Source organism: Polaromonas sp. (assembly GCF_039930745.1).
Classification (GTDB): Bacteria; Pseudomonadota; Gammaproteobacteria; order Burkholderiales; family Burkholderiaceae_C; genus Polaromonas.
The window spans coordinates 1-26017 of record NZ_JBDTTH010000017.1 but is presented as its reverse complement, the minus strand read 5'-3'; the positions used below and the strand labels follow the sequence as shown (position 1 = coordinate 26017).

Annotated in this window: 25 protein-coding genes; 8 read left to right on the top strand and 17 right to left on the bottom strand. The window is 63.3% G+C overall.

Going from position 1 to position 26017, the window contains the following annotated elements; translation table 11 throughout:
• Positions 1–3 precede the first annotated feature (3 nt).
• Complete coding sequence (mnmH, locus tag ABI660_RS08155) at positions 4–1059, bottom strand: tRNA 2-selenouridine(34) synthase MnmH (protein WP_348066725.1); 1056 nt, start codon at positions 1057–1059, stop codon at positions 4–6.
• On the bottom strand, positions 1056–1664 hold the full coding sequence (locus tag ABI660_RS08150) for an arylesterase (protein ID WP_348066792.1): 609 nt from the start codon (positions 1662–1664) through the stop codon (positions 1056–1058). Before ABI660_RS08150 ends, mnmH begins: the two co-directional genes overlap by 4 nt.
• Before the next feature lie 103 nt (positions 1665–1767).
• Between ABI660_RS08150 and ABI660_RS08145 the strand changes: the two genes are divergently transcribed.
• Complete coding sequence (locus ABI660_RS08145; protein ID WP_348066723.1) at positions 1768–2505, top strand: ABC transporter ATP-binding protein; 738 nt, start codon at positions 1768–1770, stop codon at positions 2503–2505.
• 77 nt (positions 2506–2582) lie between these two features.
• On the opposite strand, the gene ABI660_RS08140 is transcribed toward ABI660_RS08145, so the two are convergent.
• Both ABI660_RS08140 and ABI660_RS08135 read right to left on the bottom strand, forming a co-directional pair.
• Positions 2583–4718: a protein kinase gene (locus ABI660_RS08140; protein ID WP_348066721.1), complete on the bottom strand. Its 2136-nt coding sequence runs from the start codon at positions 4716–4718 to the stop codon at positions 2583–2585.
• Positions 4719–4751: 33 nt separating this feature from the next.
• Complete coding sequence (locus ABI660_RS08135; RefSeq protein ID WP_348066719.1) at positions 4752–5630, bottom strand: DUF3365 domain-containing protein; 879 nt, start codon at positions 5628–5630, stop codon at positions 4752–4754.
• Between the two features lie 111 nt (positions 5631–5741).
• Between ABI660_RS08135 and rlmB the strand changes: the two genes are divergently transcribed.
• Positions 5742–6494: a 23S rRNA (guanosine(2251)-2'-O)-methyltransferase RlmB gene (rlmB, locus tag ABI660_RS08130; protein ID WP_348066717.1), complete on the top strand. Its 753-nt coding sequence runs from the start codon at positions 5742–5744 to the stop codon at positions 6492–6494.
• A gap of 21 nt (positions 6495–6515) precedes the next feature.
• On the opposite strand, the gene ABI660_RS08125 is transcribed toward rlmB, so the two are convergent.
• Genes ABI660_RS08125 through ABI660_RS08100 form a run of 6 tightly spaced genes read right to left on the bottom strand, consistent with a single transcriptional unit; the run spans position 6516 to position 10627 of the window.
• A complete protein-coding gene (locus ABI660_RS08125) occupies positions 6516–6983 on the bottom strand; it encodes a DUF3237 domain-containing protein (protein ID WP_348066715.1) in 468 nt (155 codons plus the stop codon).
• Between the two features lie 29 nt (positions 6984–7012).
• Positions 7013–7585, bottom strand: a complete 573-nt coding sequence (locus tag ABI660_RS08120) for a chromate transporter (protein ID WP_348066713.1) — start codon at positions 7583–7585, stop codon at positions 7013–7015.
• Positions 7582–8175 (bottom strand): chromate transporter, encoded by a 594-nt coding sequence (locus ABI660_RS08115; RefSeq protein WP_348066711.1) that lies wholly within the window; start codon positions 8173–8175, stop codon positions 7582–7584. The genes ABI660_RS08120 and ABI660_RS08115 overlap by 4 nt, the downstream gene beginning before the upstream one ends.
• A gap of 38 nt (positions 8176–8213) precedes the next feature.
• A complete protein-coding gene (locus ABI660_RS08110; RefSeq protein WP_348066709.1) occupies positions 8214–9266 on the bottom strand; it encodes a DMT family transporter in 1053 nt (350 codons plus the stop codon).
• Positions 9160–10107, bottom strand: a complete 948-nt coding sequence (locus ABI660_RS08105; RefSeq protein WP_348066707.1) for a bifunctional helix-turn-helix transcriptional regulator/GNAT family N-acetyltransferase — start codon at positions 10105–10107, stop codon at positions 9160–9162. The genes ABI660_RS08110 and ABI660_RS08105 overlap by 107 nt, the downstream gene beginning before the upstream one ends.
• Before the next feature lie 52 nt (positions 10108–10159).
• Positions 10160–10627: a MarR family winged helix-turn-helix transcriptional regulator gene (locus ABI660_RS08100; RefSeq protein WP_348066705.1), complete on the bottom strand. Its 468-nt coding sequence runs from the start codon at positions 10625–10627 to the stop codon at positions 10160–10162.
• 64 nt (positions 10628–10691) lie between these two features.
• Here ABI660_RS08100 and ABI660_RS08095 point away from each other — a divergent pair, with 64 nt between their 5' ends.
• Genes ABI660_RS08095 through ABI660_RS08075 form a run of 5 tightly spaced genes read left to right on the top strand, consistent with a single transcriptional unit; the run spans position 10692 to position 15862 of the window.
• Positions 10692–11225, top strand: a complete 534-nt coding sequence (locus tag ABI660_RS08095) for a flavin reductase family protein (protein WP_348066703.1) — start codon at positions 10692–10694, stop codon at positions 11223–11225.
• Positions 11226–11242: 17 nt separating this feature from the next.
• Positions 11243–12289, top strand: a complete 1047-nt coding sequence (locus tag ABI660_RS08090) for a peptidase M29 (RefSeq protein ID WP_348066701.1) — start codon at positions 11243–11245, stop codon at positions 12287–12289.
• 3 nt (positions 12290–12292) lie between these two features.
• Positions 12293–13075, top strand: coding sequence for an alpha/beta fold hydrolase (locus ABI660_RS08085; protein WP_348066699.1), 783 nt, complete (start codon positions 12293–12295; stop codon positions 13073–13075).
• A gap of 15 nt (positions 13076–13090) precedes the next feature.
• Positions 13091–14377, top strand: a complete 1287-nt coding sequence (locus tag ABI660_RS08080) for an acyl-CoA dehydrogenase family protein (protein ID WP_348066697.1) — start codon at positions 13091–13093, stop codon at positions 14375–14377.
• A gap of 12 nt (positions 14378–14389) precedes the next feature.
• Complete coding sequence (locus ABI660_RS08075) at positions 14390–15862, top strand: AMP-binding protein (RefSeq protein ID WP_348066695.1); 1473 nt, start codon at positions 14390–14392, stop codon at positions 15860–15862.
• On the opposite strand, the gene ABI660_RS08070 is transcribed toward ABI660_RS08075, so the two are convergent.
• Positions 15859–18018 carry a 3-hydroxyacyl-CoA dehydrogenase NAD-binding domain-containing protein gene (locus ABI660_RS08070; RefSeq protein WP_348066693.1) on the bottom strand — a complete coding sequence of 720 codons (2160 nt, stop codon included), beginning with the start codon at positions 18016–18018 and terminating at the stop codon, positions 15859–15861. The genes ABI660_RS08075 and ABI660_RS08070 overlap by 4 nt on opposite strands.
• A complete protein-coding gene (locus ABI660_RS08065; protein ID WP_348066691.1) occupies positions 18018–19223 on the bottom strand; it encodes an acetyl-CoA C-acetyltransferase in 1206 nt (401 codons plus the stop codon). Before ABI660_RS08065 ends, ABI660_RS08070 begins: the two co-directional genes overlap by 1 nt.
• Positions 19224–19467: 244 nt before the next feature.
• Between ABI660_RS08065 and ABI660_RS08060 the strand changes: the two genes are divergently transcribed.
• The gene (locus ABI660_RS08060) at positions 19468–20631 is read left to right on the top strand and encodes an acyl-CoA dehydrogenase family protein (protein ID WP_348066689.1); all 1164 of its coding nucleotides are present in this window, start codon (positions 19468–19470) and stop codon (positions 20629–20631) included.
• A gap of 27 nt (positions 20632–20658) precedes the next feature.
• Here the strand turns inward: ABI660_RS08060 and xylB are convergent, their stop codons facing one another.
• The 5 genes from xylB to ABI660_RS08035 all read right to left on the bottom strand — a co-directional run.
• Positions 20659–22131: a xylulokinase gene (gene xylB, locus ABI660_RS08055; protein WP_348066687.1), complete on the bottom strand. Its 1473-nt coding sequence runs from the start codon at positions 22129–22131 to the stop codon at positions 20659–20661.
• Positions 22132–22153: 22 nt separating this feature from the next.
• Positions 22154–23311, bottom strand: a complete 1158-nt coding sequence (locus tag ABI660_RS08050; protein WP_348066685.1) for an ROK family protein — start codon at positions 23309–23311, stop codon at positions 22154–22156.
• 15 nt (positions 23312–23326) lie between these two features.
• A complete protein-coding gene (locus ABI660_RS08045) occupies positions 23327–24106 on the bottom strand; it encodes an ATP-binding cassette domain-containing protein (RefSeq protein ID WP_348066683.1) in 780 nt (259 codons plus the stop codon).
• Position 24107: 1 nt separating this feature from the next.
• Positions 24108–25295 carry an ABC transporter permease gene (locus ABI660_RS08040; protein WP_348066790.1) on the bottom strand — a complete coding sequence of 396 codons (1188 nt, stop codon included), beginning with the start codon at positions 25293–25295 and terminating at the stop codon, positions 24108–24110.
• 256 nt (positions 25296–25551) lie between these two features.
• A partial coding sequence (locus ABI660_RS08035; RefSeq protein ID WP_348066681.1) for a substrate-binding domain-containing protein occupies positions 25552–26017 on the bottom strand: 466 nt, incomplete at its 5' end.

Genomic DNA, 26017 nt, shown 5'->3' with positions numbered 1-26017 from the left:
GCTTCAGGCGGCCAGAAGGTCTTGCGCCAGCGCGTGCATGGCGGCCGCCGTGTGGTCGCGCGGTACCAGCACGCGGGCTGTGTCGTACTGGCTGAAGTTTCGCTGTATCGACTGAAGATAGGCCGGGTCGTAATGCTGGACCAGCAGCTCCTGCACCACCGAAGCGAGGTCGCCGCTGCGCGCACGCGTCTGCCAGTCCTGCACGGTGAGCTTGCCGCGCGCTTCGGTCAGGGCCGCCAGGCGCTCGCAGAAGAAGCCGATGTCCTTCACAAAAAAGTCGTAATCCTCCAGCAGCAGTGCCACCCGTTCGGCTTCGGGCAGGTCCAGCCGCAGGCAGGGGCTGGCCCGCATGGCGGCAATCAGGCCCTCAGGCACGGCGACGTTGCCGACCTTCTTGCTTTCGCTTTCGATGTAGACCGGGCGCGTGGCATCAAAGCCGTGCAGGGCGGCCCAGATCAGGCTGTCAAAGGCCTTCTGGCTCGGTTGCGCCACGCCGGGGATCAGGCCCAGCACCGAGCTGCGGTGGTTTGCCAACGCCTCCAGGTCCAGCACCTGCGCGCCTTGCTGCGCCAGGGCCTGCAGCAGGCGGGTCTTGCCGGCACCGGTGGGGCCACACACGACGCGGAACTGGTGGCGTGCCGCCAGTGAGGGCAGATCGGCCACCAGTGCCGCACGGAAGGCCTTGTAACCGCCGTCCACGAGGGTTACCCTGAAGCCGATCTGGTCCAGGATCAGGGCCAGCGAGCCGCTGCGCTTGCCACCGCGCCAGCAATACACCAGCGGCTGCCATTCCCGCGGTTTGTCCAGCACCTCGCGCTGGATGTGGGCCGCGATGTTCTGGGCCACCAGCGCTGCCCCCAGTTTCTTGGCTTCGAACTGGCTGATCTGTTTGTATTTCGTGCCGACGATCTTGCGCTCCTCGTCATGCAGGCTGGGCCAGTTGACGGCACCAGGCAGGTGGTCCTCGGCGTATTCGCCTTCGCTGCGGGCATCGATAACGGTGGAGAAATCTGTCAGCCGGCCCAGTGCCTCTTCGGCAGAGATGCGGTCGACGCTCACTTGGCGAGTTTTCTCAGCTCGGGCCAGACATTGGCCAGCATCAGGGAGTGCGCCTGTTCGGTCGGGTGGATACGGTCTGCCTGGAACATGCCGGTTGCGTCGCCGGTGTCCGCCACGCCCTTGAGCAGAAAGGGCACCAGGCCGGCCTTGCTGTCTTTCGCCACCTTCGCAAACAGCCCGGAGAATTTCGCTGCGTAATCGCTGCCGTAATTGGGGGGCACCTGCATGCCCACCAGCAGCACCTTGGCGCCGGCCTTTTGCGCAGCCTGCGTCATGGCGCGCAGGTTGCCTTCGGTCATGTCCAGCGGCAGGCCGCGCAAGGCATCGTTGCCGCCCAGCTCGATGATGACCACGCCGGGCTTGTGCTGGGTGAGCAGGGCGCCCAGGCGCGAGCGGCCGCCCGAGGTGGTGTCGCCGCTGATGCTGGCGTTGACCACCTTGGCCGGAATTTTTTCGGCCGCCAGGCGCTGCGCCATCAGGCTGACCCAGCCGCTGCCGCGTTTGAGGCCGTACTCCGCACTCAGCGAATCGCCCACCACCAGGATGACCGGGCCGTCGCCGGCGCCGGGTTTGGCGGCTGTCTGGGCCAGGCCGCTCTGCGGCATTACCAGCATGAAAATACAGAGCATCAGGCCCAGCAGGCCCGCGCGCAGGCCGGGCTTGTTAAAGTCTGGGCGGTGGAGTCCCGAAATATCCGATAAGGCTGGCATGTTTGAACCTGTTGTTCCTGTTTCCCCGGCGCAGCCGGCCTCATTGGCGTCGGCGGAAGACCGTTCTTCTGCAATTATTTCCGTCGAGCATGTTTTCAAGAGCGTGAGCGACTCGACCGGTACCCTGACCATTTTGCGCGATATTGATTTCGCACTGGCGGCCAGGGAGACTGCCGCCATTGTCGGCGCTTCCGGCTCGGGCAAAAGCACGCTGCTGTCCATCATTGCCGGGCTGGACACGCCCACCCAGGGCACGGTGCAGCTGGCCGGTCAGGACCTGTTTGCACTCAGCGAAGACGACCGCGCCGCACTTCGCGCGCAGAAAATCGGCTTTGTATTCCAGAGCTTCCAGCTCATGGGCAATCTCAACGCCCTGGAAAACGTCATGTTGCCGCTGGAGCTGTCCGGCGCAAGGAACGCGCGGGCGCAGGCGACCGAGATGCTCAAACGTGTCGGCCTGGGCGAGCGCCTGGGGCACTACCCGAAGGTACTGTCGGGCGGTGAACAGCAGCGCGTGGCGCTGGCCCGGGCCTTTGTGGTGCAGCCGGCCGTGTTGCTGGCCGACGAACCCACCGGCAGCCTGGACTTTGCTACCGGCGAAAAAGTCATGGCGCTGATGTTCGAACTCAACCAGGAGCTGGGCACCACGCTGGTGCTGGTGACGCATGACCCCGGTATTGCCTCCCGCTGCGAGCGGCGCATCACCATCGAAGCCGGCCAGGTGGTCGCTGCTTGAGGTGAAATAAGCGTTTAGCCCTTTATGGGCGGTCGCGAGCTGCTATCAATACAGGAGCGTATCGCCTCTGGGTGCGTTTAGAGTTTTTGCGTCACGGCCAGGAATTTCGCGCGGTCCGCCGGGCGGTCCACCTGAAGGGCAAGCGTTTTCAGCAGCGTTTCCAACGAGGTATGCCGGGTAATTTCTCTTTTGATGATCATTTTGGCCAAAGGCCCGATGAACTGGCTCAGGGCCTTGTCGATCTGCGCCAACTGCGCATCGCTGAAATAGGGCGAGGAAAGGGTCGAGGTCGGGCCCGAGCGTGAGCTGACGGGCCGGCTGACGTCGGCACGCGGACGGCTGAAAGGGTTCAAGGCGCCCCAGTCGCTGCGCGCGCCGAAATCGGGGGGGGCGGGCTGGGTTTTATGGCTTCTCGGTTTGACAAACAGTTCACGCGCCGTCGGGTCGGGGATCGACACCGCCAGCAGTTGGCGCAAGCCTTGGGCGCTGACGCTGCGTGGCAGCGCTTTCTGCACCAGCACCCTGGCCAGCGGCCCGATGCTGCGGGCGAGTTCGCTTTCGATTTCGGCCGCAACTTCCGGTGTCAGTGTGGCCAGTGCCGCAAAAGAGGCCGTGTTTTCGAATTCGCTGCTGCGCGCCGGAGCGAGAACCGGCCGCGCTTTCGGGTCCAGCACGGCATAGATCTCGTGCGAGCGCAGGTGTTTGTCCAGATGCGGCCCCATTGGGCTGAACAGGGTGGCGGCGTTGTCGGTGATACAGGCGATCACGTCGTGATAAGCCCGTGAGACCACGATCTGGTTGGGCTGGGCGAAATCCATGATGCGCTGCGCCACGTTGATGCCGTCTCCGACCACGTTGACGCGCTGGTTGATGTCAAACACCATGCGGATGGGCCCCAGGTGCAGGCCGATGCGCACCGACAACATCTGGCCGTACTTCTGCAGCAGCAGCCCGCGCAGCAGCAGTGCCGACTGCAGCGCTTCCTCCGGGTCGCCGAGAAAGCAGATGGCCGCGCCGTCGCCGGTGTCGATGACGATGCGCGAGGCCTCGGCCACGCCCTTGAGCGCCTTGGTGATCAGCTCGTTGAAACGTTCCTTGAGCGCCACCTGCTGGTCGATCGAATGTTTCGAATAGGCCACCAGGTCCAGGAACATCACCGTGCCCAGCACGTTCTTGCGCAGGTTTTCGGCGCTGCTGCCGGGGAAGGAACGTGCACTGGCGGCGAAGGCCAGCACGTCGCTGTCGGGGCCGCTCCGGGTGTCGGGCGAAACCCTGCTTGCCGCCGAGGAGGGTGCGGTCTGCACCGCCGGCGCTCCCACCAGCGCGGCCCGCAGTTCGGCAACGTTCTGCGGCCGGCGCGCTTCGTTGGGGCTCAGCGCCCAATCGATGGCGCGCAGCAGGGCGTTGCCGAACACGGCGGCATTGCCGATGTCTACCGCCCTGGGCATGGCGTCGTCCTGCACGCGCGCAGCCGATTCCAGCGGTTTTTGCCCGGTGGTCATCCAGTACATCACCGCGCCCAGCGAGTAGATGTCGGTCCACGGGCCCTGGTTGCCCTTGCTGTGGTACTGCTCAAACGGGGCAAAACCGGGGCTGACGATGTTGGTCAGGTCGCGCCCGCCGGTGTAGCGGCGCGCCGCGCCGAAGTCCAGCAGCACTGGTGTGCCGTCGGCGCGAATGTAGATGTTGTCGGGCTTGATGTCGCGGTGCAGGAAGTCCAGCTTGTGCACGGCCTCCAGGCCGTCCATCAGCGGGTAAATCACCTTGAGCAGGCCGGCCTGGTCCAGCGCTGGCTGGCGCGCCAGCCAGCGTTTGAGCGGGTCGCCGGACTCGTACTCCATGACGATGTAGGCCGTGCCGTTTTCCCGGAAATAGCGCAGCACGCGTGCAATGTTGGGGTGGCGAAAGGCGGCCAGCGCCCGGGCTTCGTCCAGAAAGCGCTCCAGGCCCCACTGGAACTGCTGCTCGCCCTCGGGCACCCGCACGCGCACCGACAGGTCGGCCGCGCGCGTTGTCAGGTCGCCCGGAAAATACTCCTTGATGGCGACCGGCAGCTCGAGATTGATGTCACGCGCCAGGTAGGTGATGCCGAAGCCGCCGCCGCCCAGCATTTTTTCAATGCGGTACTCGAACACCGTGTGGCCGTTGGGCAGGGCGGCCGCGTCCACACCCGCCGCGGGTGGCCTGGCACCTGGTGGGGGCAAGCCGCTCAAGCAGCGCCCTTGATTTCGATGGGGTTCATGGGTTCAGCTTCCCCGTTCAATCATCTGCATAGCTTTTTCGAGGCTGCGGCGCATGCGGTTAAAGGAACTGCCGAGCACGGCCACTTCATCGCGCCCCGCATCGGAAAACTCTGGCACATCGAAGTCGCCGGTGCTGACCTTGTCGGCCGCCTGCGACATGCGCCGGATGGGGCGCACGATCAGCCAGCTCAGCATCACGTTCAGTGCGATGAAAACGACGGCAAACACGGCGGCCAGCGAAGCCATGAAAGTCTTGAAGGCGCGTTCGGCATTCAGGATGGGGATATCCATGGGCACGGTCACCACCTGCGCACCGATGATTTCGTTGTGTTTCCAGCCGAAACCATTGGCCTCGCCGTAGACCTTGATCATGCTGGCCGGCGCAGCGGCGGGCACGCTGTGGCACTGCAGGCAGGCCGGATTGCTGATCTGGATCGGTTTGGCGATGTACAGGGTGCGGCCGGTACCACCGGTGCGCTCGGACACCAGTTCTTTCGAGTCGGCATTTTTTCGGAACTGCTGGACGATGTCGGCTTCCCAGTCGGTGGCGCGATCCCGCGGATTGGTCGGGTTGAGCGTGGCCTCCTTGTAGCCGTAATCGCGGTATTTTTTCTGGATGAGGTTCAGGGTTTCGGTGGCCGCGTAGGCCGGCACGGTTTGCGGCAGGAAGACTTCTTCGAGCTGCTTGTCCAGATGCGGCTTGACCTGATCGACGGTGTAGGCCCGCACGGACAGCGCTGTATCCATCATCAGGCGGGCATTACGCAACACCTCTTCGCGGGCGTTGTCCTGCAGCAGCTGGCGCGAAACCAGGCCGGCAGCAGCGAAGCCGGCCAGGAAAACGATCACCAGCACCAGATTGAATTTAAGGCGTAAACCCATACCGTCCCCATTGAGAAAAACGTCTCGTTACTATTTTAGGCCTTGCGCCGGACCGCCCATCCTCTGCGCGCTCCCTGCTGTCAGGCGGGGCGGTGCAGTGATAATCGCGTGATGTCATCTTCACCCAAAGTCCTGTTCGGCTTCCACGCGGTCGGAGTGCGTATTAAAACCGCACCGCAGTCTGTTTTTGAGGTATTTTTCGACGTTTCGCGCCGCGACGCGCGCATGCGCCAGTTTGTGGACCGCGCCCGGGAGGCCGGTATCCGCCTGATCGAGTCAGACGGCCTGCGGCTGGCCAAGATGTGCGGCAGCCATGGCCACCAGGGCGTGGTGGCGCGGGTCGATGCCGTGCCGCAGGTCAAGTCGCTGGACGAATTGCTCGAACAGCTTGAGGCCGCGGGAGAAGAGGCCCCGCTGCTGCTGGTTCTCGACGGCGTGACCGACCCGCACAACCTCGGCGCCTGCCTGCGCGTGGCCGACGGCGCGGGTGCGCATGCAGTGATTGCACCCAAGGACCATGCGGCCGGCATCAACGCCACGGTCGCCAAGGTGGCCAGCGGCGCCGCCGAAACCATGCCTTATTTCATGGTGACCAATCTGGCGCGTACCCTGGGTGAGCTCAAGGAACGCAATATCTGGTGCATAGGCACCAGCGACGACGCCGAAAAAACCATTTACGACGTGGACTTGAAGGGCCCGGTGGCGCTGGTGCTGGGCGCCGAAGGCGAGGGCATGCGCCAGCTCACGCGCAAGACCTGCGATGAGCTGGTCCGCATCCCGATGCGCGGGGCAGTGGAAAGCCTCAACGTGTCGGTGGCCAGTGGTGTCTGCCTGTACGAGGCGTTGCGCCAGCGGACAGGCTGAGTTTTCGGGCTCGAACCGGGCTCAGCCGACTTCATAAAAGCGCATCTGCACCTGATCGGGCAAGCGTGCGCCGGTGCCTACGAACAGCCGCTCGTTGACCCAGCGCAGCGCCGGCGCGGTCGTCTCAAAGCGCGGGCTGCAGCGGAAATAAACCAGTGCCGGGTCCACCGGCTCGCCGCGCAGCAGCCGGGCCATAAGCTCTGGCGGGCCGCTGCGAATGGCGTGGTTTTGCACGTAAATCAGCTCCCCCGCATCGGTTTCCAGCAGGTAACGGGCGTCCAGCCTGGCGGTGCCTGCGGCCGTGATCAACTGAAAATCGGTGCCCCCCGGCAAAACGCGGGCTTGCCAGTCTTGTCCTTTGGCCTGCCCGCCGGTGATGGGCACCAGGCGGCGCAAACCCTCGCCACTGTCACCCACTTCCTGCGGCTTGTTCACGTCGACCGACAGGTCAGCAAAAAAAATCAGGGGCGGAGCGGCCAGGCTGTTCATGGGGTTCAGCGTGCGCGTGGAGATGCAGCCTAGATCCAGCCCATGGCACCCAGCAGCGCCCCGGCACCCAGCAGCCACAACAGATGCAGGCGGGTACGCCAGACAATCAGCGCGGTGACCACGGTCAGCAACCCCACCGGCCAGTCTTTCAGGCTGATGACGTTGGCGCTAGCGAGAATCCAGCCGGTGGCCACCAACAGCGCAATGACAATCGGTGCCATGCCCTGCTTGAAGGCACGCACGCCGCGCAGCTGGCGGTTGCGGTGGCCCCAGCTGGCGGCCAGGTAAGTCAGGGTGGTGCTGGGCAGCAGAATGCCCAGCATGGTGATGAAAACGCCAAACAACCCGGTCAGCGGCCCGCCCGCGTTCAGCCCGACGTGCCAGCCCATCAGCGCGACAAACAGCACGTTGGGTCCGGGCGCGGCCTGGGCAATCGCCACCGAGGCATTGAACTGCGTGTCGCTCAGCCAGTGCTGGCCATCAACCAGGTAGCGGTGCATGTCGGGTGCGGTGGTGATGGCGCCGCCTATCGACAGCAGCGACAGGATCATGAAGTGGCCGAACATGGCCAGCCAGTCGCTCCATTGCAGCGTGATGTTCATGGGCGCAGCTTTCGCCAGGTCAGCGTGCAGGCCACGACGCCCAGGCCGAGCAGGACATAGACCAGCGGCAGGCGCAGCAGCGCGATGCCCACAAAACACAGCACCGCCAGTGCGATGCAAGTGGGCAGGCCCAGCGGATGGGTTTTCAGCGCGCCCACCAGTTTCAGACCGGTGGCGGCAATCAGGCCGGCGGCCACGGCGCCCATGCCGCGCAGTGCACCAGCCACGCCGGGGTGGCCGGCAAACTGCGCGTACACCAGCGCCAGCAAAAGCACCACCACCAGCGGCACGGTCAGCATGCCGGCGAGTGCGGCCATGGCACCCGGCAGGCCGAAATAGCGGTGACCGATCATCAGCGAGAGGTTGACAACGTTGGGCCCCGGCATGATTTGCGCCACCGCCCACTCCTCGACGAATTCTTCGCGCGTCATCCAGCGCTTTCTCTCGACAAGTTCGCGCTGCACGACGGCCAGCACGCCACCGAAACCCTGCAGCGCCAACAAGGTGAAAGAGACAAACAAGTCGGTGAGGGACTCGGGTTGCGGGCGCGCTGATTTTTCGTCGGTGGGCAAAGCTGGCGAAGGAGTCATGGCTGGCAATTATCGCCCGCTGACTGCCGCCGCATTTGTCAAGGCTGGTCTGACTTTTCGGGCCGCGTGTCAGTGCGCGTGGCCAGCCACAGGCCTGCGACAATCAGGCCCAGTGCCGCCAGGGCGGTGGGGTGCTGCGCTTCGCCCAGTAGTGCCCAGCCCAGCAGCGCGGCTGTGGCCGGATTGAGCGCCAGGAACACCGTGACGCGGGTCGGCGATTCGTGTTTGAGTGCGTAAAGCCACCAGACATAGCCGATGCCGCTGGAAACTCCGATCAGCCCGACGACGGACCAGGCTTGCAGGCTCAACGCCAGCACGCGCGCCGGCCAGTTTTCCTGCAGCGCAAGCAGGCCCAGGAACAACACCGACACCAGCATCGCAAAGCTGGACACCGCCAGCGTCGGGTAGCGCCGCAGGTAAGGGCGGTAGAGCACGCTGCACAAGGCGCCAACACAGGCGCTGGCCAGCACGGCCGCTTCGCCCCACCAGTGGCCGGGGTGAGGCGCCTCGAGCTTGGGCCACAGTGACAGGGCCACGCCGGTGATGGACAACATCACACCTGCCAGCAGCGCCGCCGAGATGTGTTCACGCCCAAGAGCAGCGGAGAGCAGCAGGGTCAGCAGCGGGAACAGGCTGAAAATCAACGCCGCCTGGGCCGCGCCCATGTGTTGCAGCCCGTAGTTGAGCAGCACAATCAGCACCGCAAACTGGCCGATGCCTAAAGCGGCCATTGCCAGCCAGTCTGAAATTGCTACTGCTTTCATAGCTGCCAACGCACGGCCATCAAGGGCTGGAACCATAAAATGCTTTAAAAGGAACGGAAGCAGGCAAACCAGGCCGATGGCGTAACGCAGCAGGGCCAGGGTCAGCGGCGGCACCTCGCCCACAACAAAGCGCGAAGCCACAATCGCCATACCGACCTGCACGCCGGTGGCGGCCGCCGCCAGCAGGGCCAGCTTGGGTTTCAGAGGGACATCCGCCGGGTCACAGCTTGAGCTCCCAGGTTTCTCCCACCAGATCTTTGCCGAAACCGGTGTAGGGCTCGCTCTTGACCAGCTGAAAACCGCGCTTGGCGTAAATAGCCCGTGCACTGTCCAGGCAGCTGTTGGTCCAGAGCACCATTTTTTTGTAGCCCTTGCTGCGCGCAAAGGTGATGCATTCATCGGTCAACCGTGCCCCCAGGCCCAGGCCGCGCGCTTGCGCTGTCAGGATCAGCAGGCGCAGCTGCGCCACAGTTTTCGACTTGCGCACGACAAACACCGAGCCGACGCGTTCGCCGTCCCGTTCGGCAATCCAGCAACGTTCCCACGCGGGCTGGTAGTCGCGCACATAGCCGGCCACGATGCTGGCGACCAGGGCTTCGAACGTGTTGTCCCAGCCGTACTCGCGCGCGTAAATTTCGCCATGCTGCTGCACCACCCAGCCCATGTCGCCGGGCTGCGGGTCGCGCAGGACGGCCGGCTTGGGCGGGGCAGCGGCAGGGTCGAGCAGGCGCTGCACGGTGGCCAGCGCCTGCGTGAGTTGCTGCTGCGCAGGGCCGGGCAAGGGCGCCAGCAGCGCCGCCGCCTCGTCGCGCGAGCGTTGCTGCAGCGGCGCAAAGGCTTGGTAGCCGGCTTCGGTCAGCTGCAGCAGGCTTTGTCGGGCGTCGGCCGGCGACGGCTTGCGCGCTATCCAGCCCTGGCTTTCGAAGCGACGCAGGATGCGGCTCAGATAACCGGCGTCCAGGCCGAGGTCGCGCCCCAGCCCGGTAGCGGTGAGTTCTTGGCGATGCGCCAGCTCATAAAGCACACGCACATCGGTGAGAGACAGCTCGCTGCCCAGGTAGGGCGTGAGCACACCAATGCGCTGGGTGTAGAAGCGGTTGAAGCCGCGCAGGGCCTTGACGTTGGCGGCGGGAACGGTGTGGTGCCGGGTTTCAGGTGTGGATGCCATGCCAGGATCATCTGTCAACTACTTGACTTAGTCAAGTAGTTGACCCACGGGCTCACGCCTGATCGCCGCGGCTGATCAGGGTGCGCAGGATTTTTTTCAAGGCGGTCACGTCGCGTTCGCTGAAACCTTGCAGCAGCAAATTTTCATGTGCCTTGGCCTGGGCCAGCAGGGCAGCGACAGTGGCACGACCCTGCGCCGTTTCGAAAACCAGGGTACGCCGCGCGTCGGCCGGGTCTTCGCCGCGCCGCACCCAGCCGGCTTTTTCCATGCGTTGCACAAGTTTGGTCAGTGTCGGCTGCTGGGCCAGGATTTCGCGCGCCAGCTCGCCGATGGTCAGACCGTCGCCATCCGACAGTGTGGCCAGCAGGCGCCATTCCAGCTGGCTCAAACCAGCGGCCTGGACCTGGGCGTGAAATTCGCTGTACACCACGTGGCTGGCGCGTGCGAGCAGATAGGACAGGTAGCCATCGATGAAGCGGGCGGCCGGGGCCGGGCAAGCCGGCTTTCTGGCGCGGCTCACAGCAGGCCTCGACGGTGCAGGGGGGTGCTTGCGTATTGCATGAATATTCATATATTATGCGCAGATGAATGCCGCCTTGCAAGCTTCACCAGACCCTGTTGCCCCTGACCCAACGCCCGTGCTGGACAGCCGCATCCTGCGCACCGCGCTGGGCCAGTTTGCGACCGGCATCACGGTGGTGACCACCCGGGCAGACGGCGGTCAGTTTGTCGGGCTCACGGTCAATTCGTTTTCCGCGCTGTCGCTGGAGCCGCCGCTGATCCTCTGGTCGCTGCGTGTCAGCTCGCCCAGCCTGCCGGTGTTCGAAGGCGCAGAGCGTTTTGTCGTCAACGTGCTGGCTGAAGCGCAGGTGGAGGTCTCGCGCCGCTTTGCCTTGCCTGTGGCCGACAAGTTTGACGGTGTGCCCCACGCGGAAAACGCCTGGGGCCTGCCGCTGCTGCACGGCGCCGCTGCATGGTTCGAGTGCCGCAAGGTCTCCCAGCAAATGGCCGGCGACCATTGCCTGTTCATTGCCGAAGTCGAGCGTTTCACGCTGTCGGATGCTGCGCCGCTGCTGTTTCATGCGGGCGGGTATTTCACGCTCGGCTCGCGCCTTTAAAGAAGAAAGCTTTTCCCATGCTGCAGGAACGAATCGAAGCCCGCTGGATTGACTGTTTTGCCGAGGCCTTTGCGCTGTGCGGCGTGAAGGCGGGTGATACGGCAGGCATCCTGTCCGAGACGCAGTCGCGTCCGGTCAATGTGCAGCTGGCCGAACTTGCGTTGGCACGCCTGGGCGCGCGGGCTTTTCACCTGGTGCTGAACACGCCGCGGCTCACCGCACCGGTGCCGGTGCGCTCGACCGGCGCGTCCGACGCGATTGGCCAGCTGGCCCCGGTGGTGCAGGCGCTGGCGGCTTGCACCTTTGTGGCCGACCTGACGGTGGAAGGCCTGCTGCATGCGGCCGAGCTGCCGGATATTCTGAAAGGCGGCGCTCGTGTGCTCATGGTGTCCAACGAGCACCCTGAAATCCTGGAACGCTGTGTGCCCGACGCGGCCCTGGAGCCCAAGGTCAAGGCCGGCATCAAGCTGCTCCGGAATGCCAAAGCCATGCGCATCACCTCAGAGGCAGGTACCGACCTTTCCATCTCGCTGGCCGGGGCGCAAGCCGGCGGCGGCTGGGGTTACACAGCCAGGCCCGGCACCATTTCGCATTGGCCGGGCGGCCTGTGCCTGGCTTTTCCGGCCAAAGGCAGCGTCAACGGCGAGCTGGTGCTGGACCAGGGTGATGTCAACCTGACCTTCAAACGTTATCTTGAAAACCCGGTTGTGTTGACGATCAAGGACGACTTCGTGACCGACATCGCCGGTCAGCACGTGGACGCCGATCTGATGCGCAGCTACTGGGCCGCCTGGGGCGACCGCGAAGCCTATGCCGTCTCGCATGTGGGTTGGGGCATGAACCCCAAGGCGCGCTGGGACGCCATGGCCATGTATGACAAGAAAGACTTCAACGGCACCGAGCTGCGCGCCTTTGCCGGCAACTTCCTGTATTCCACCGGCGCCAACGAAGTGGCCGGGCGTCACACGCTGGGGCATTTCGATTTGCCGCTCAGGAATTGCACCGTGCATCTGGACGGTCAGATGATTGTGGATGCCGGCCGCCTGACCGGCGAACTGGCCTGAGCCATGGCACTGCCGGCCTATCTGGAGCAGGGGAAGGGCGATACCACCGTTTTTCTGCTGCACGGCGTGGGCGGCGGCAAAGAGGCCTGGGCGTGCAACCAGCCGGTGCTGGCGGGCCAGGGCTTCAGGACGATTGCCTGGGACATGCCGGGCTACGGTGCGTCGCTGCCGCTGGCGTCCTGCAGCAATGCCGCGCTGGCAGAAGCGCTCCAAACCCTGATCGAGCACGTCGGCGCAAAACGCAACGTGCTGCTGGGCCACAGCATGGGCGGCATGCTTGCCCAGGAACTGGCAGCCCTGCATCCCGCGCTGGTGCACGGCCTGGTTCTCTACAGCACCTCGCCGGCTTTCGGCAAGGCCGATGGCGCCTGGCAGCAGCAGTTTTTGCAAAGCCGCTTTGCGCCGCTGGACCAGGGCTTGGGCATGGCGGGCCTCGCCCACCAGCTGGTGCCAACCATGTTCGCGCCAGATGCCGAGCCGGCGCGTATTGCCGAAGCAGCCGCATTGATGGCCCGTGTGCCTGCAGACAGTTACCGCGCTGCGTTATCGACCATCGTTTCGTTCAATCGCCTGGCCGCGCTGGCCGACATTGCTGTGCCGACCCTGTGCCTGGCGGGTGAGCTCGACCAGAACGCACCGCCCGCCGTGGTGAAAAAAATGGCCGGCCGCATTGCGGGCGCTGACTATGTCTGCCTGCCGGGTGTCGGCCACATTGCCAACATCGAACAGCCCGATTCGTTCAACGGCACCGTCCTGACGTTTTTAAAACAGCATTTCCCGATCTGACCCGAGGACCTTCCCATGTCTGCATTGCCTGTCTCTCCCCCCACTACCGTGCGCTACCAGCCACCTTCGATCGCCGGTGACTACAGTGAACTGACGCCCAAGCAGAAAGAGCTGCTGACCATTGCGGCCCGGCTGGGCCGCGAGAAGTTCGCACCACGCGCCCAGCAGATCGACCGCGATGCGGTGTTTCCCTTCGAGAATTACGCCGATCTTCGCGAAGCCGGGTTGCTCGGCATTTGCGTGCCCGAAGAACACGGCGGCTGGGGTGCCGACTTTGCGACCTATGTGATGACTGCCGCTGAAATTGGCCGGCATTGCGGCGCCACCGCGCTGACACTGAACATGCATGTGAGTTCCACCATGTGGACTGGCTTCATTGCTGACGATCTTGACATGACATCTGAGCAGCGCGCCAACCATGAAGCTCACCGCAAAGTGCATTACGAGCGCGTGGTGGGGCAGGGCAAGGTTTATTCCCAGCCCTTCTCCGAAGGCGGTGCTGCGGCGGCCGGCAAGGCCCCTTTTGGCACGCTGGCGCGAAAGGTCGAAGGGGGCTACATCGTCAACGGCAAGAAAATTTTCGCCTCATTGGCCGGGGCCGCCGACTACTACGGCATCCTTTGCACGCTGGACAAGCCGGGCGCCACGCAGCGCGATTCCTTGTATCTTGCAGTCGATAAAAACCTGGCTGGTGTCAGCGTCACCGGCGACTGGGACCCGCTGGGCATGCGCGGGACGGTTTCGCGCACCTTGGTGTTCCAGGATGTGTTTGTGCCAGAAGTAGAGCGGCTGATACCCGAGGGCGTGTACGCCCAGGCCGCGCTGCGCTGGCCGCATATGTTCGCCACCTTGTCGCCCACCTACATGGGTATTGCGCAGGCCGCTTACGACTTCACGGTGCAGTATCTGCGCGGTGAAGTGCCCGGCACGCCACCGGTGAAGCGCCGCATGTACCCGACCAAGCAGATTGCAGTGGCGGAAATGAAGGTCAGGCTGGAGCAAACCCGCGCCATCTTCCTCCAGAACGCTCGCGCGGCTCGTGTGGATCCTTCCAAGGAAATACGCCTGGGGCTTTACGCGGCGCACTACACCATCATGGAAAACGCCAACGAGATCTGCCGCCTCGCCGTGCGCACCTGCGGTGGCCAGTCCATGCTTAAAACCTTGCCACTGGAACGCATGTACCGTGATTCGCGCTGCGGCTCGCTGATGCTGCCATGGACGGCCGAGCTGTGCATTGACCGGCTAGGGCGCGAGTGCCTGTACGAGGCCGGTGAACAGGATGAGCAGGCTGTGCTGTAAAACGGGTCGGTCATGAATCTCGCGCAGATCATAGAGCGGCACGCGCAGTTTTCGCCGCTCCAGGTGGCGATACATGCAGCAGGCGAGGACATCACTTACCCTGCTTTGTGGCAGCGGATTGAACGCGCGACCGCAGTGTTGCTGGCGGCCGGTGTGCAGCCTGGTGACCGGGTGGCATGGCTGGGACTCAACGACCCGGCCATGCTGGTACTGCTGTTTGCACTGTCTCGCATCGGTGCGATTTTGTTGCCGCTCAATCACCGTCTGGCCGCGCCCGAACACGCGGCGATTCTTGGACACGCGGGTGTGAGCCTGCTGGTCAGCGACAGCGGGCATGCGGATGCAGCTGCGGCGCTGGCGGCCTCGCAGGACTGCCGCTTGCTGCCCGCCGCCGAACTTGCAACTGGGCCTGCCGGAGGTATTACCGGGCCGCTGTCAGGCGAGTCCGCCTCGCCTGTGTTGCTGGTCTACACCTCGGGCACCACCGGCCGGCCCAAGGGCGCCTTGCATACGCAAGCGAGCCTGATCTGGAACTGCGTGATTTCCGCCCATGCGCATGAGCTCACGCAGAACGACCATGTGCTGAGTGCGTTGCCGATGTTTCATGTCGGCGGCCTGTGCATCCAGACCCTGCCGGCCCTGCACGCCGGTGCAACAGTGACCCTGCACGCGCGTTTTGATGCTGCGGACTGGCTAGCCGATGTGGCCAGGCGTCGTCCCACGCTGTCGCTGATGGTGCCGGCGACATTGCGCCCGGTGCTGGACCATGCCGATTTTGCTTCGACCGATTTTTCGTCGCTGAGGTTTCTGGCAGCGGGTTCTTCCACCATTCCCGCGGCTATGATCGCGGCCATCCACGCGCGTGGTGTGCCGCTTGGCCAGGTGTATGGCGCCACCGAAACCGGGCCCGTGTCCATCTATCTGCGCCGTGCTGATGCAATGCAACACGCCGGCGCCGCCGGCAAGCCAGGGTTGCATGTCGATGTGAAGCTGGTCAACCCTCTGGGGGAAACCGTGGGGCCGGGCGAAGTCGGCGAAATTTGGGTGCGCGCGCCCAATGTGATGTGCGGTTATTGGGCTGACGCTGACAACCCGACCTTTGCGGACGGCTGGTTTCATACCGGCGACCTGGCGCGTTGTGATGCCGCCGGGTTTTACGAAGTGGTGGGCCGCTCCAAAGACATGATCATTTCGGGCGGGGAAAACATCTATCCAGCCGAAATTGAAAACCTGCTGGCTGATTGCCCGGATATTCTGGAAGCTGCGGTGGTGGGGCAACCCGATTCGCGCTGGGGCGAGATAGTGGTTGCCGTGGTCGTGCGCAAGCCTGGCGCAGAGATCGATGCATCCGAGGTTTTGCAGTTGTTTGAAGGCCGGATCGCCCGCTTCAAACATCCCAAGCGTATTGTGTTCAGCGAGTCCTTGCCTAAAACTGCGCTGGGCAAGGTGCAAAAGGACGCGCTGGCGGCCCATCTGGCCGTTTAGTAAATCGGCTGGTGCTTTTTGATCGTGGTCTTTACCTCATCGCTGAGAGCGAAGCCCGGTCCATACTTTGCAGCCAATTCGCTGGCGCGTTGCACAAAGGCGTCCACACCCATGCTGTAGATGAACTGCATGGCGCCGCCAGTCCAGGCCGGAAAGCCGATGCCGAAGATAGAGCCGATGTTGGCATCATGCACGCTGGTCAGTACGTTTTCGCTCAGGCAACGCGCGGTCTCCACGGCCTGCCGGTACAGCAGCCTGTCCTTGAGACCAGTGATGTTCCAGGCTGCATCGGGTTTTTCGAACAGGGTTTTGAGTTCAGGCCACAGGGTTTTCTTCGCGCCCTTTTCCTCGGGGTAGTCGTAGAAGCCGGCGCCTGCGGTGCGGCCATTGCGATCAAACTCCTTGACCATGCGCTCGACGATCAGCTCGCCCGGTGTGGCGATATAGGTCTTGCCCTCGGCCACGTAGTCGGAGCGGGTCTGGTCCAGCACATGCACGCTCAGTGACAGCGCGGTTTCGTCCAGCACGGCGAGCGGGCCCACCGGCATGCCGCACTGGATGCCGGCGTTTTCAATCGCTGCTGCTGGAATGCCTTCGCCCAGCATGGCGGCGCCTTCCATGACGAAGGTACCGAAGGTGCGGCTGGTGTAAAAACCGCGCGAATCGTTCACCACAATCGGGATCTTGCCCAAAGCCTGCACGTAGTCAAAAGCGCGCGCCACGGTTTCGTCATCGGTCTGCTTCCCACGGATGATCTCGACCAGCTTCATTTTGTCCACCGGGCTGAAGAAGTGGATGCCTATGAACTTGCCGGGATGCGCACTTGCCAGGGCCAGTCCGCTGATGGGCAGGGTGGAGGTGTTGGACGCGAAAAATCCACCGGGCGCGAGCAGAGGCTCTGCTTCCTGCGTGACTTTGGCTTTCAGGTCGCGGCGTTCGAATACGGCTTCGATGATCAGGTCGCAGCCGGTGAGGCTGGCCACCTGATCAGTGGCCTGGATGCGCGAGAGCAGGGCGGCCTGGTCAGATGCGCTCATGCGGCCCTTGTCCACGCGTGACTGAGTCAGTTTGGCACTGTAGGCCTTGCCCGCATCGGCTTTGTCCTGGCTCACATCCTTGAGCACCGTGGCAATGCCGCGGCTGGCCTGGGCAAAGGCAATGCCCGCGCCCATCATGCCGGCGCCCAGCAAACCGACTTTTTGCGGTTTGTAACGCGGGATGTCTTTTGGCCGCGACCGGCCCGACTTGATCGCGTTCATGTTGAAGAAAAAGGTATTGATCATGTTCTTGGCCACAGGGCTGACGATCAACCGGGCCAGGTAGCGCGACTCGATACGCAACGCCGTGTCGAAGTCCACCTGTGCGCCTTCAACCATGGCGGCCAGCGCATATTCGGGCGCAGGGTAGAGGCCGCGCGTCTTTTGCTTGAGCACGGCTGGCGCCACAGCCAGCATGCCGGCTATCTTCGGGTTGGCAGGCGTGCCGCCAGGCATCTTGTAGTTCTTGTCGTCCCAGGGGTGATGCGCCGGTGCGGCGGCGCCATCATGCGTTGCGATCCAGGCCAATGCCGCAGGTCGCAGTGCTGCCGCATCAGGTACCAGCTCATGCACCAAACCCAATTCCAGCGCTTCATGCGGATTGAACAGCTTGCTTTCAAGAATGTAGGGCTGCGCCCCCATCAGGCCCAGCATGCGTGTCATCTTGGTGATGCCGCTGGCACCGGGAATCAGGCCCAACGTGATCTCGGGCAGACCGAACTGGATTTTTTTGTCATCCACCGCAATGCGGTAGTGTCCGACCAGGGCCACCTCCCAACCACCACCCAGTGCCGTGCCGTTAAGGCAACTCACCACCGGTTTGCCCAGGGTTTCCAGCGTGCGAAAGTTCTTCTTGGTCTGCTCGATCTCCTGGAACACCTCGGCAGCGTCTGATGCCTTTAGACGCATCGTGGCCTTGAGGTCTGCGCCTGCAAAAAATGTGCTCTTGGCCGATGCCAATACGATGCCCCGGATCCCGTCTCTGTCTTTCACGACTTCCGCAGTGGCCGCTGTCAGGTCTTTCTGCCACTGGGCGCACATGGTGTTGACCGGTGAACCTTCCTCGTTGAAGGTGAGGGTCGCAATGCCGTCAGTCAACTCGTACTTGATTGTCTTCATCAGATTCTTTCCACAATCGTTGCAATACCCATGCCGCCGCCCACGCACAAAGTAGCCAGGCCATAACGCAGCTTGCGCCTGTGCAGCTCGTCAATCAGGGTGCTCAAAATCATTGCGCCGGTTGCGCCCAGTGGGTGCCCCATGGCAATCGCACCGCCGTTGACGTTGACCTTGTCGTGCGGCACATTCATCTCTTTCATGAAGCGCATCACCACTGCGGCAAAGGCCTCGTTGACCTCAAACAGGTCGATCTGATCGATCGTCAGGCCAGCCTTGACAAGTGCCTTGCGGGCCGCCGGCATGGGGCCGGTCAGCATGATGGTCGGGTCGGCGCCGCTGAGTGCAGCCGCAACGATGCGCGCGCGCGGCGTAAGGTTGTGAGCCTTGCCCGCGGCTTCCGAACCGACCAGCACAGCTGCTGCGCCGTCCACGATGCCTGACGAGTTGCCGGCGTGGTGCACATGGTGGATGCGTTCAACCTGTGGATAACGCGTGAGCGCCACCTGGTCAAAACCCATGCTGCTCATCTGTTCAAAAGCAGGCTTGAGCGAGGCCAGGCCTTCCAGGGTGGTGTGCGGCTTGATGAACTCGTCCTGCGCGAGGATGGTCTGGTCGAGAAAGTCTTTGACCGGAACGACCGAGCGGTCGAAGTAGCCGGCTTCACGCGCTTTGGCTGCGCGCTTCTGGCTTTCCATGGCGAAGGCATCCACATCGGTGCGCGTGAATCCTTCCAGCGTGGCAATCAGGTCGGCGCCAACGCCTTGTGGCACAAAACCAGTGGCGCTGTTGGTCTCCGGGTCCTGCGCCCAAGCGCCGCCGTCAGAGCCGATCGGCACGCGGCTCATGCTTTCGACACCACCCGCCACCACCAGGTCTTCCCATCCCGAGCGCACTTTCTGCGCGGCCATATTGACGGCTTCCAGGCCGGAGGCGCAAAAGCGATTGACCTGCACGCCAGAGGCGCGAAAGTCCCAGCCGGCTTTCAGCGCGGCGACCTTGGCGATAACGGAGCCCTGCTCGCCAATCGGTGAGACCACGCCCATCACCACGTCGTCCACCTGGGCGGTGTCAAAGCCATTGCGCCGTTGCAGCTCGCTCAGTACACCGGCCAGCAGGTTGACTGGCTTGACTTCGTACAGGCTGCCGTCTTTCTTGCCTTTGCCGCGCGGGGTGCGGATGGCGTCGTAAATGAATGCTTCTGTCATGAGGTACTCCGGTGGTGGCCGCGGCGGGCTTGCTCCGCGAAACATGAATCCCGGATCCGGCCCGGGAGGAAGGAAAACACTGGGTAGAGTATATTCATTTCACCAAGCAAACGCTTTGCATAAATATGACCCCCACGCTCAGCACTTCGTGTACTTCCCTGCCCCCCGAGGGGGCTGGCCTTGCTTGGGGCGGCCCTGCGCGGCGGCCTCTGTCATCACACTTTTTAACTTGGCAGGTAACACCATGATCGAACGAACTCTTTTCAGCCCCGACCACGAAGCCTTTCGGGACAGTTTCCGCCGTTTTATGGACAAGGAAATTGCGCCTTTCCACGCGCAATGGGAAGAGCAGGGTTATGTGGACCGTGCGGTCTGGAACAAGGCGGGAGAAAACGGCTTTTTGTGCATGACCATGCCCGAGGAATATGGCGGCTCTGGCGCGGACAAGCTGTACTCGGTGGTGCAGATGGAAGAGCTCAGCACCGCAGGCTTTAGCGGCATCGGCTACAGCCTGCACAGCGAAATCGTGGCGCCTTACATTCTGCATTACGGTACCGAAGAACAAAAAAAGAAGTACTTGTCGAAGCTTGCCAGTGGCGAGATGGTGGGCGCGATCGCCATGAGCGAGCCGGCGGCCGGCTCGGACCTGCAAGGCGTCAAATCCACCGCGATCAAACAGGCCGACGGCAGCTACCTTCTCAACGGCAGCAAGACTTTCATCACCAACGGCTGGCACGCCGATTTGGTCGTCGTTGTCGCCAAGACCAACCCGGCAGCCGGCGCCAAGGGCACCAGCCTGCTGTTGGTTGAACGCGGCATGCCGGGTTTCGCCGTGGGCAAACGCCTGAAAAAACTGGGCCTGAAGGCACAGGACACCTCTGAGCTTTTCTTTGACGGCGTGCATGTGCCGGCTGAAAATCTGCTCGGCGGAGAAGTGCAGGAAAACCGCGGCTTCATTTGCCTGATGGAGCAGTTGCCGTGGGAGCGCCTGCAGATTGCCATCGGTGCCGTGGCGGCAGCCCAGGCCGCCATCGGCTGGACGCTGGACTACGTGAAGGAACGCAAGGTTTTCGGCCAGCCGGTGGCCAGCTACCAGAACACGCGTTACGCCCTGGCCGAGCTGCAGACCGAGGTGCAGGTGGCACGCGTGTTTGTCGACAAATGCACCGAGCTGCTGGCTGGTGACAAGCTGGACACCGCCACAGCCAGTATGGCCAAGTACTGGTGCTCGGACCTGCAGGGCAAGGTGATGGACGAATGCGTGCAGCTCTTTGGCGGCTACGGCTATATGTGGGAGTACCCCATCACCCGCGCCTATGCCGATGCCCGGGTGCAGCGCATCTATGGCGGCACCAACGAAATCATGAAGGAAGTGATTTCGCGGTCCATGGGCCTCGGGAGCAAATAACTCCGCTGCCTGACTGGATAGAGGCGTTCAAGAGGTTTTCGAGCTGGCGGCGTGCGACGGGGCGTAGAGCGCCCGAAAGCGGGCATAACGCGAGGAGAGCATTCCCTGCTCGTCCGGGTCGGGGGCATAAGTCACTTCCACCGCAGGTGGTTTGCACACCGATTGCGGCGCGGCCCCGGTGGACAGCCACGCCAACCGTGCAGCACCCAGAGCCCCGCCGACCACCGAATCGCTGTGGGTCAGGATCTCGATATCCAAACCTGAAGCCAGTTGCTGGGCCCACATGGCACTGCGGGCGCCGCCGCCTACCAACGAGAGTCGTTGAACCGAACTACCTGCTGCAGTCAGGGCGGCCAGGCCGTCGCGCAGGCCGAAGGTCACACCTTCCATCACCGCATAGGCCAGCCGCGCCGCGTCGGTCGTAAAGCTCAGGCCGTGAAAGCTGCCGCGAATGTCGGCGTCGTTATGGGGTGTTCTTTCACCATCCAGGTAGGGCAGGAAAATGGGCGCTGCCGCACGCTCGGCCAAGGTTAGCGCACTGGCTCGCGTGGCCAAAGCGCCTTCGGATGGCGCGCCCAGCAGGCGGGTGGCCCACTGCAGGGAACTGGCTGCCGACAACATTACGCTCATCTGGTGCCAGCGGTTCGGAAGGGCATGGCAGAAGGCGTGGGTGGCACTGGCCGCATTGGGTTGATAGCTGGGGGTCACCACGAAGAGCACGCCGCTGGTGCCCAGCGACAAAAATCCTTGGCCCGCCTCGGTTGCGCCCATGCCGACCGCGCTAGCCGCGTTGTCGCCCGCACCGCCCGCCACCAGCGTGCCGGCCCGCAGCCCCAGCGCCTGGGCCGCCCCGGCGCTGAGCTGGCCGCCCGCTTCACTGCCTTCCACCAGGCGCGGCATGTGCGCACGGCTCAGGCCGGTGAGGGCCAGCAGCTCATCCGACCAGGCGCGGCGCTGCACGTCCAGCCACAAGGTGCCGCTGGCATCTGACATGTCCGTCACGAAGTCGCCGGTCAGCATCAGGCGTACATAGTCCTTGGGCAACAGGACTTTTGCAATTTTCCGGAAGAGCTCGGGTTCGTGGCGGGCCACCCAGCGCAGCTTGGGTGCGGTAAATCCGGGCATCGCCAGGCTGCCCGCCAGTGCAGGCAGGCCAGGCAGCTCGGCCATCATCTCGCGGCATTCGGCGGCCGAGCGGGTGTCGTTCCACAAGATGGCGGGCCGGAGCACCTCGTCCTGGGCGTCCAGCAGCACGGCGCCATGCATTTGCCCGGACAGGCCAATCGCCCCGGTTTCTGCGTAGGCCTCAGGATGGGCTTGGCGCAATTGAGCCAGTGCCGCCTGTGTCGCCGTCCACCAGTCCTGGGGCTGCTGCTCGCTGTGACCGGAGTGCGGGCGGGACACGGTGAGCGCGGCACCGGCCGAACCCACCACCTTGTGGTTGGTGTCAAGCAAAAGGGCTTTGACTTCCGAGGTGCCAATGTCGATGCCGAGAAACATGGTGGGTCTTGAAGGAAAAAACTTACAAAAAGGCCTCGGCTCGCGCCGGGACGCCATTGGCTGCGAGGTGGCTGCGCGGGTGCATGGGGCGCAAGTATTGGTGCAACACCAGGGCGGCAGCACCGACCGCGGAGGCCAGCAGGCCGTAGCGGGCGACGCGTACCACGGGAGTTGCCATGCCAGCATAGGTGGCGTAGGTTTGCAGCGTCTCCTGCGCAACCTGCACCATGTCGGGAAAACGGTGGCACGACGCGCCGCCGACCACCAGCACGCTGGGGTCGAAGGTGGTCCACAGGTTTTGCAGCAGCACGCCCAGGTAGCGCCCCGCCCGGCGGGCATCCGCCAGCTGGCCTAACGCACCCGATCCGATGAAGGTTTCTGCACAGCCCCGCCGTCCGCAGGAACATTGGGGGCCATCGATTTGCAGAGTGCTATGGCCGATTTCCCCGGCCATGCCCTGCATGCCTGTGAACAGCCGGTCGTTGAGCACAATGCCCGCACCCACGCCCACGTCGCAGGTAACAAAAATCAGTGAATCCCTGTTTTCGCCTTCCGAAAATTCGTATTCGCTCAGTGCGGCGGTGTCAGCTTCGTTTTGTACATGCACGGGTACCGGGGGCAACCCTGCATGAGCCAGCGCCCGGGTGATCTGCGGCACAAAATCCACGTTGCGCCAACCCAGGTTGGGGGCAAAACGAAGCACACCGGTGGCTTCGTCAAAAGCGCCAGGCACGCCCACGCCCACACCCGAGAGCTGCATGCCGCGCGACACCAGCTGCGCGTGGGCTTGCACCGTCAGCTCGGCGATCTGGCTGCAAACGTCTTGCGGCCGGGTGCCACGCAAGGGTTCTTCCATTGACCACAGCACCTGCCCCAGCAGGGAGACGCTCACGACACGCAAGGTGTCCACTGCCACTTCCACACCAATCAGGCCGCGGGACCGGGTGTCGATTTGCAGGGGAGTGGAGGGCCGCCCCACACCGCTGGCGGCGGCAAGGCTGGTTTCGCTGAGCCAGCCTTCGTCAATGAGTTCACGCACCAGCAGGCTGACCGTCGACTTGGTCAGTCCGCTGTGGCTGGCCAGCTGGGCACGCGAGCGACCTGGCTGGTTGCGCAGCAAGCGCAGCAGCACGCTGCGATTGATGCGCTTGACGAGCTGCTGGTCGCCTGTGGTTTTCATGGCCGATGGCATGGTTCAAGCGTTACGGTGGGGTGCTTGCGTTCGCCCTTCCGGCTGCTTGCCGGCGATGATCATGCCGAGAATCTGGTCTTCGTCCAGGTCGGTCGTGCGGTACGTGCCCACCAGGCGGCCGTTCTTCATTACGGAAAGACGGTCGCTGAGTGAAAAAACGTCGTGCATGTCGTGCGTGATCAGAAAAATTCCAACGCCTTCGGCCTTGAGCTGGAGCACCAGATTGGCCACCATGGCGGACTCCTCTGGACCCAGAGCGGCGCAGGGTTCGTCCATGATCAGGATGCGGGCGTTGAAGTAGATGGCGCGCGAGATGGCCACCACCTGCCGCTGCCCGCCCGACAGCCGCCGCACGGGCGTGTGGATGTTAGTGAAGTTTTTATTCAGGCGGCCAAACACCTTGCGTGCCTGCGCCTCCATGAAATAGTCGTCCAGCGTGTTCCAGGCCGTCATTTTTTCCCGACCCAGGAACAGGTTGGCCACCGCGTCCAGGTTGTCGGCCAGGGCCAGCGTCTGGTAGATGGTCTCGATACCCTGGTGCTGCGCGTCGGCCGGGGTTCGCAGATTCACTTTCTGTCCCATCACGTGGATCTCGCCCGAATCGATGGGGAAAGCACCGGCCAGCATTTTCATGAGGGTTGATTTGCCCGCACCGTTGTGGCCCAGCACAGCCACCACTTCGCCCGCGTACAGGTTCAGGTTCACGCCATCCACTGCGTGAACACCGCCGAAGGCCTTGCGGATGTCCTTGAATTCGACCAGGGGTTCGCTTGTCGCCTGCATATCAGCTTTCCTGCACCCACTTGCGATAAAGCACGTCAAACACCACCGCGACAATCAGCACCTGCCCGATGATGATCATGCGTTTTCCGATGGACACATCCAGCAGCAGCATGCCGCTGTCGAGCGACTGCATGATGAGTGCACCCAGCACCGAACCGATGATGGTACCGCTGCCTCCGGCCAGTGCGGTACCGCCAATCACGGCGGCGGCAATCACAAACAGTTCCATGCCAGTGCCCAAAGAGTTGGTTCCCGCGTTCAGGCGGGCCACCGACACGATGGCCGCGATGGTGACGAGCACGCCGAGCAGGGCAAACAGCATGAGTGTCACCCGTTTGACCGGTATGCCAACGAGTATCGCGGCGTCAGGGTTGCCGCCCATGGCATAGATGTAGCGGCCAAAACGGGTGCGTTGGGAGATGAATGACATGGTCACCGCCACGGCCGCCCAGATAAGCACTGGCACCGGGATGCCCTGAGGAGCATCCTTGTTAGGAACCTGGTAGCTGTTCATGACTGCGGCAAATGCAGCCAGCAGGACCACAGGTGCCGCCACCAGCACTACGTCTGCCCACAGCGGATGGTTGGACATCTCATGGTGCGTGGAGGCGCGGCGGCGCAGCACCATGCGGACCACCAGCACCAGGCTCACGCAGGCGGTCAGGACCCAGGTGGCGGTCACCCCGATGCCGCCGTCATAGCCACCGCCCAGCTGCAAAAAGGTCTCATCGCTGACGGGCTGGGTCTTGCCGTCGGCTACCAGGAAGGCCGCGCCGCGAAAGGACATCAGGCCACCCAGCGTGACCACGAAAGACGGCACACCAAGCATGGCGGTGAGCCATCCCTGGTACATCGACACCAGCACCGCCGCAGCCAGCCCGGCGAGAGACGCCGCCGGCCAGGACCAGCCCAGGGTGTACTGCAGATAGGCAATGAGCACGCCTACAAACCCGATCACCGAGCCGACCGACAGATCGATGTGCCGGGCCACGATGATCAGCACCATGACGGTGGACACGATACCCACCACGGCGGTTTGCTGGGCAATGTTGTAGAGGTTTTCCGGCGACAGGAAAATGCCACCCGAAAGGACATGGAAGACGCCTGCCAGGACGGCAAGGACGCATCCCATGAATACCAGCCGCCAGTCAACAGCAGCGTTGCGCAAGAATCGGGCAGGAAAATGCATGGTCATGAGGGTGCAGTGCTCCCGCAGGCAACCGGCAGGCTGGTTGCCTAGTGTCCTGTTCCGCAAATAAAGGCGATATGAAATCGCCCAGTCAACCGGCATGCGGCGTTGCTCGTCGTTGCCATAGCTACGGCTATGTCGCATCCTCGCGCCTTGCCTGACGGCTGACTGGACAATTTCATTTCATCATCTTATTTACGGGACAGAACACTAGCCCGCTTGCGCAGAACGGGAGCAGGGTGGTTAAAAGCCTGTGTTACTTGCAGGCTGCGACGTTGCCGGTGACACCCCTGCAGAGTTCCTCTTTCTTGATCCAGCCGGCTTTCACCACCACGTCGAGGTTGTCGCTGGTGATGGGTACGGGCTTGAGGAACTGGGCCTGCAAAGCGATCTTTTTCTCGCCTCCATTCCAGGACGTCGCACCATCGACTTTTTTGCCTGCTCCCAGACTGACGGCGGCACTGGCAGCCTGTTTGCCGAGGTCGCGGGCATCTTTCCATACCGACACGGTCTGTGTGCCCAGGGCTACGCGGTTCAGGGCAGCAAAGTCGCCGTCCTGGCCGGACACAGGCACACCTTTGAGGCCCTTGGAGCTCAGCGCGGCCACAACGCCACCAGCAGTCCCGTCATTGGAAGCGACCACGGCATCGACTTTGCCGCCATTCCGGGTCAGGATCTGTTCCATGTTTTTCTGCGCGACTTCAGGCTTCCAGCCATCTGTA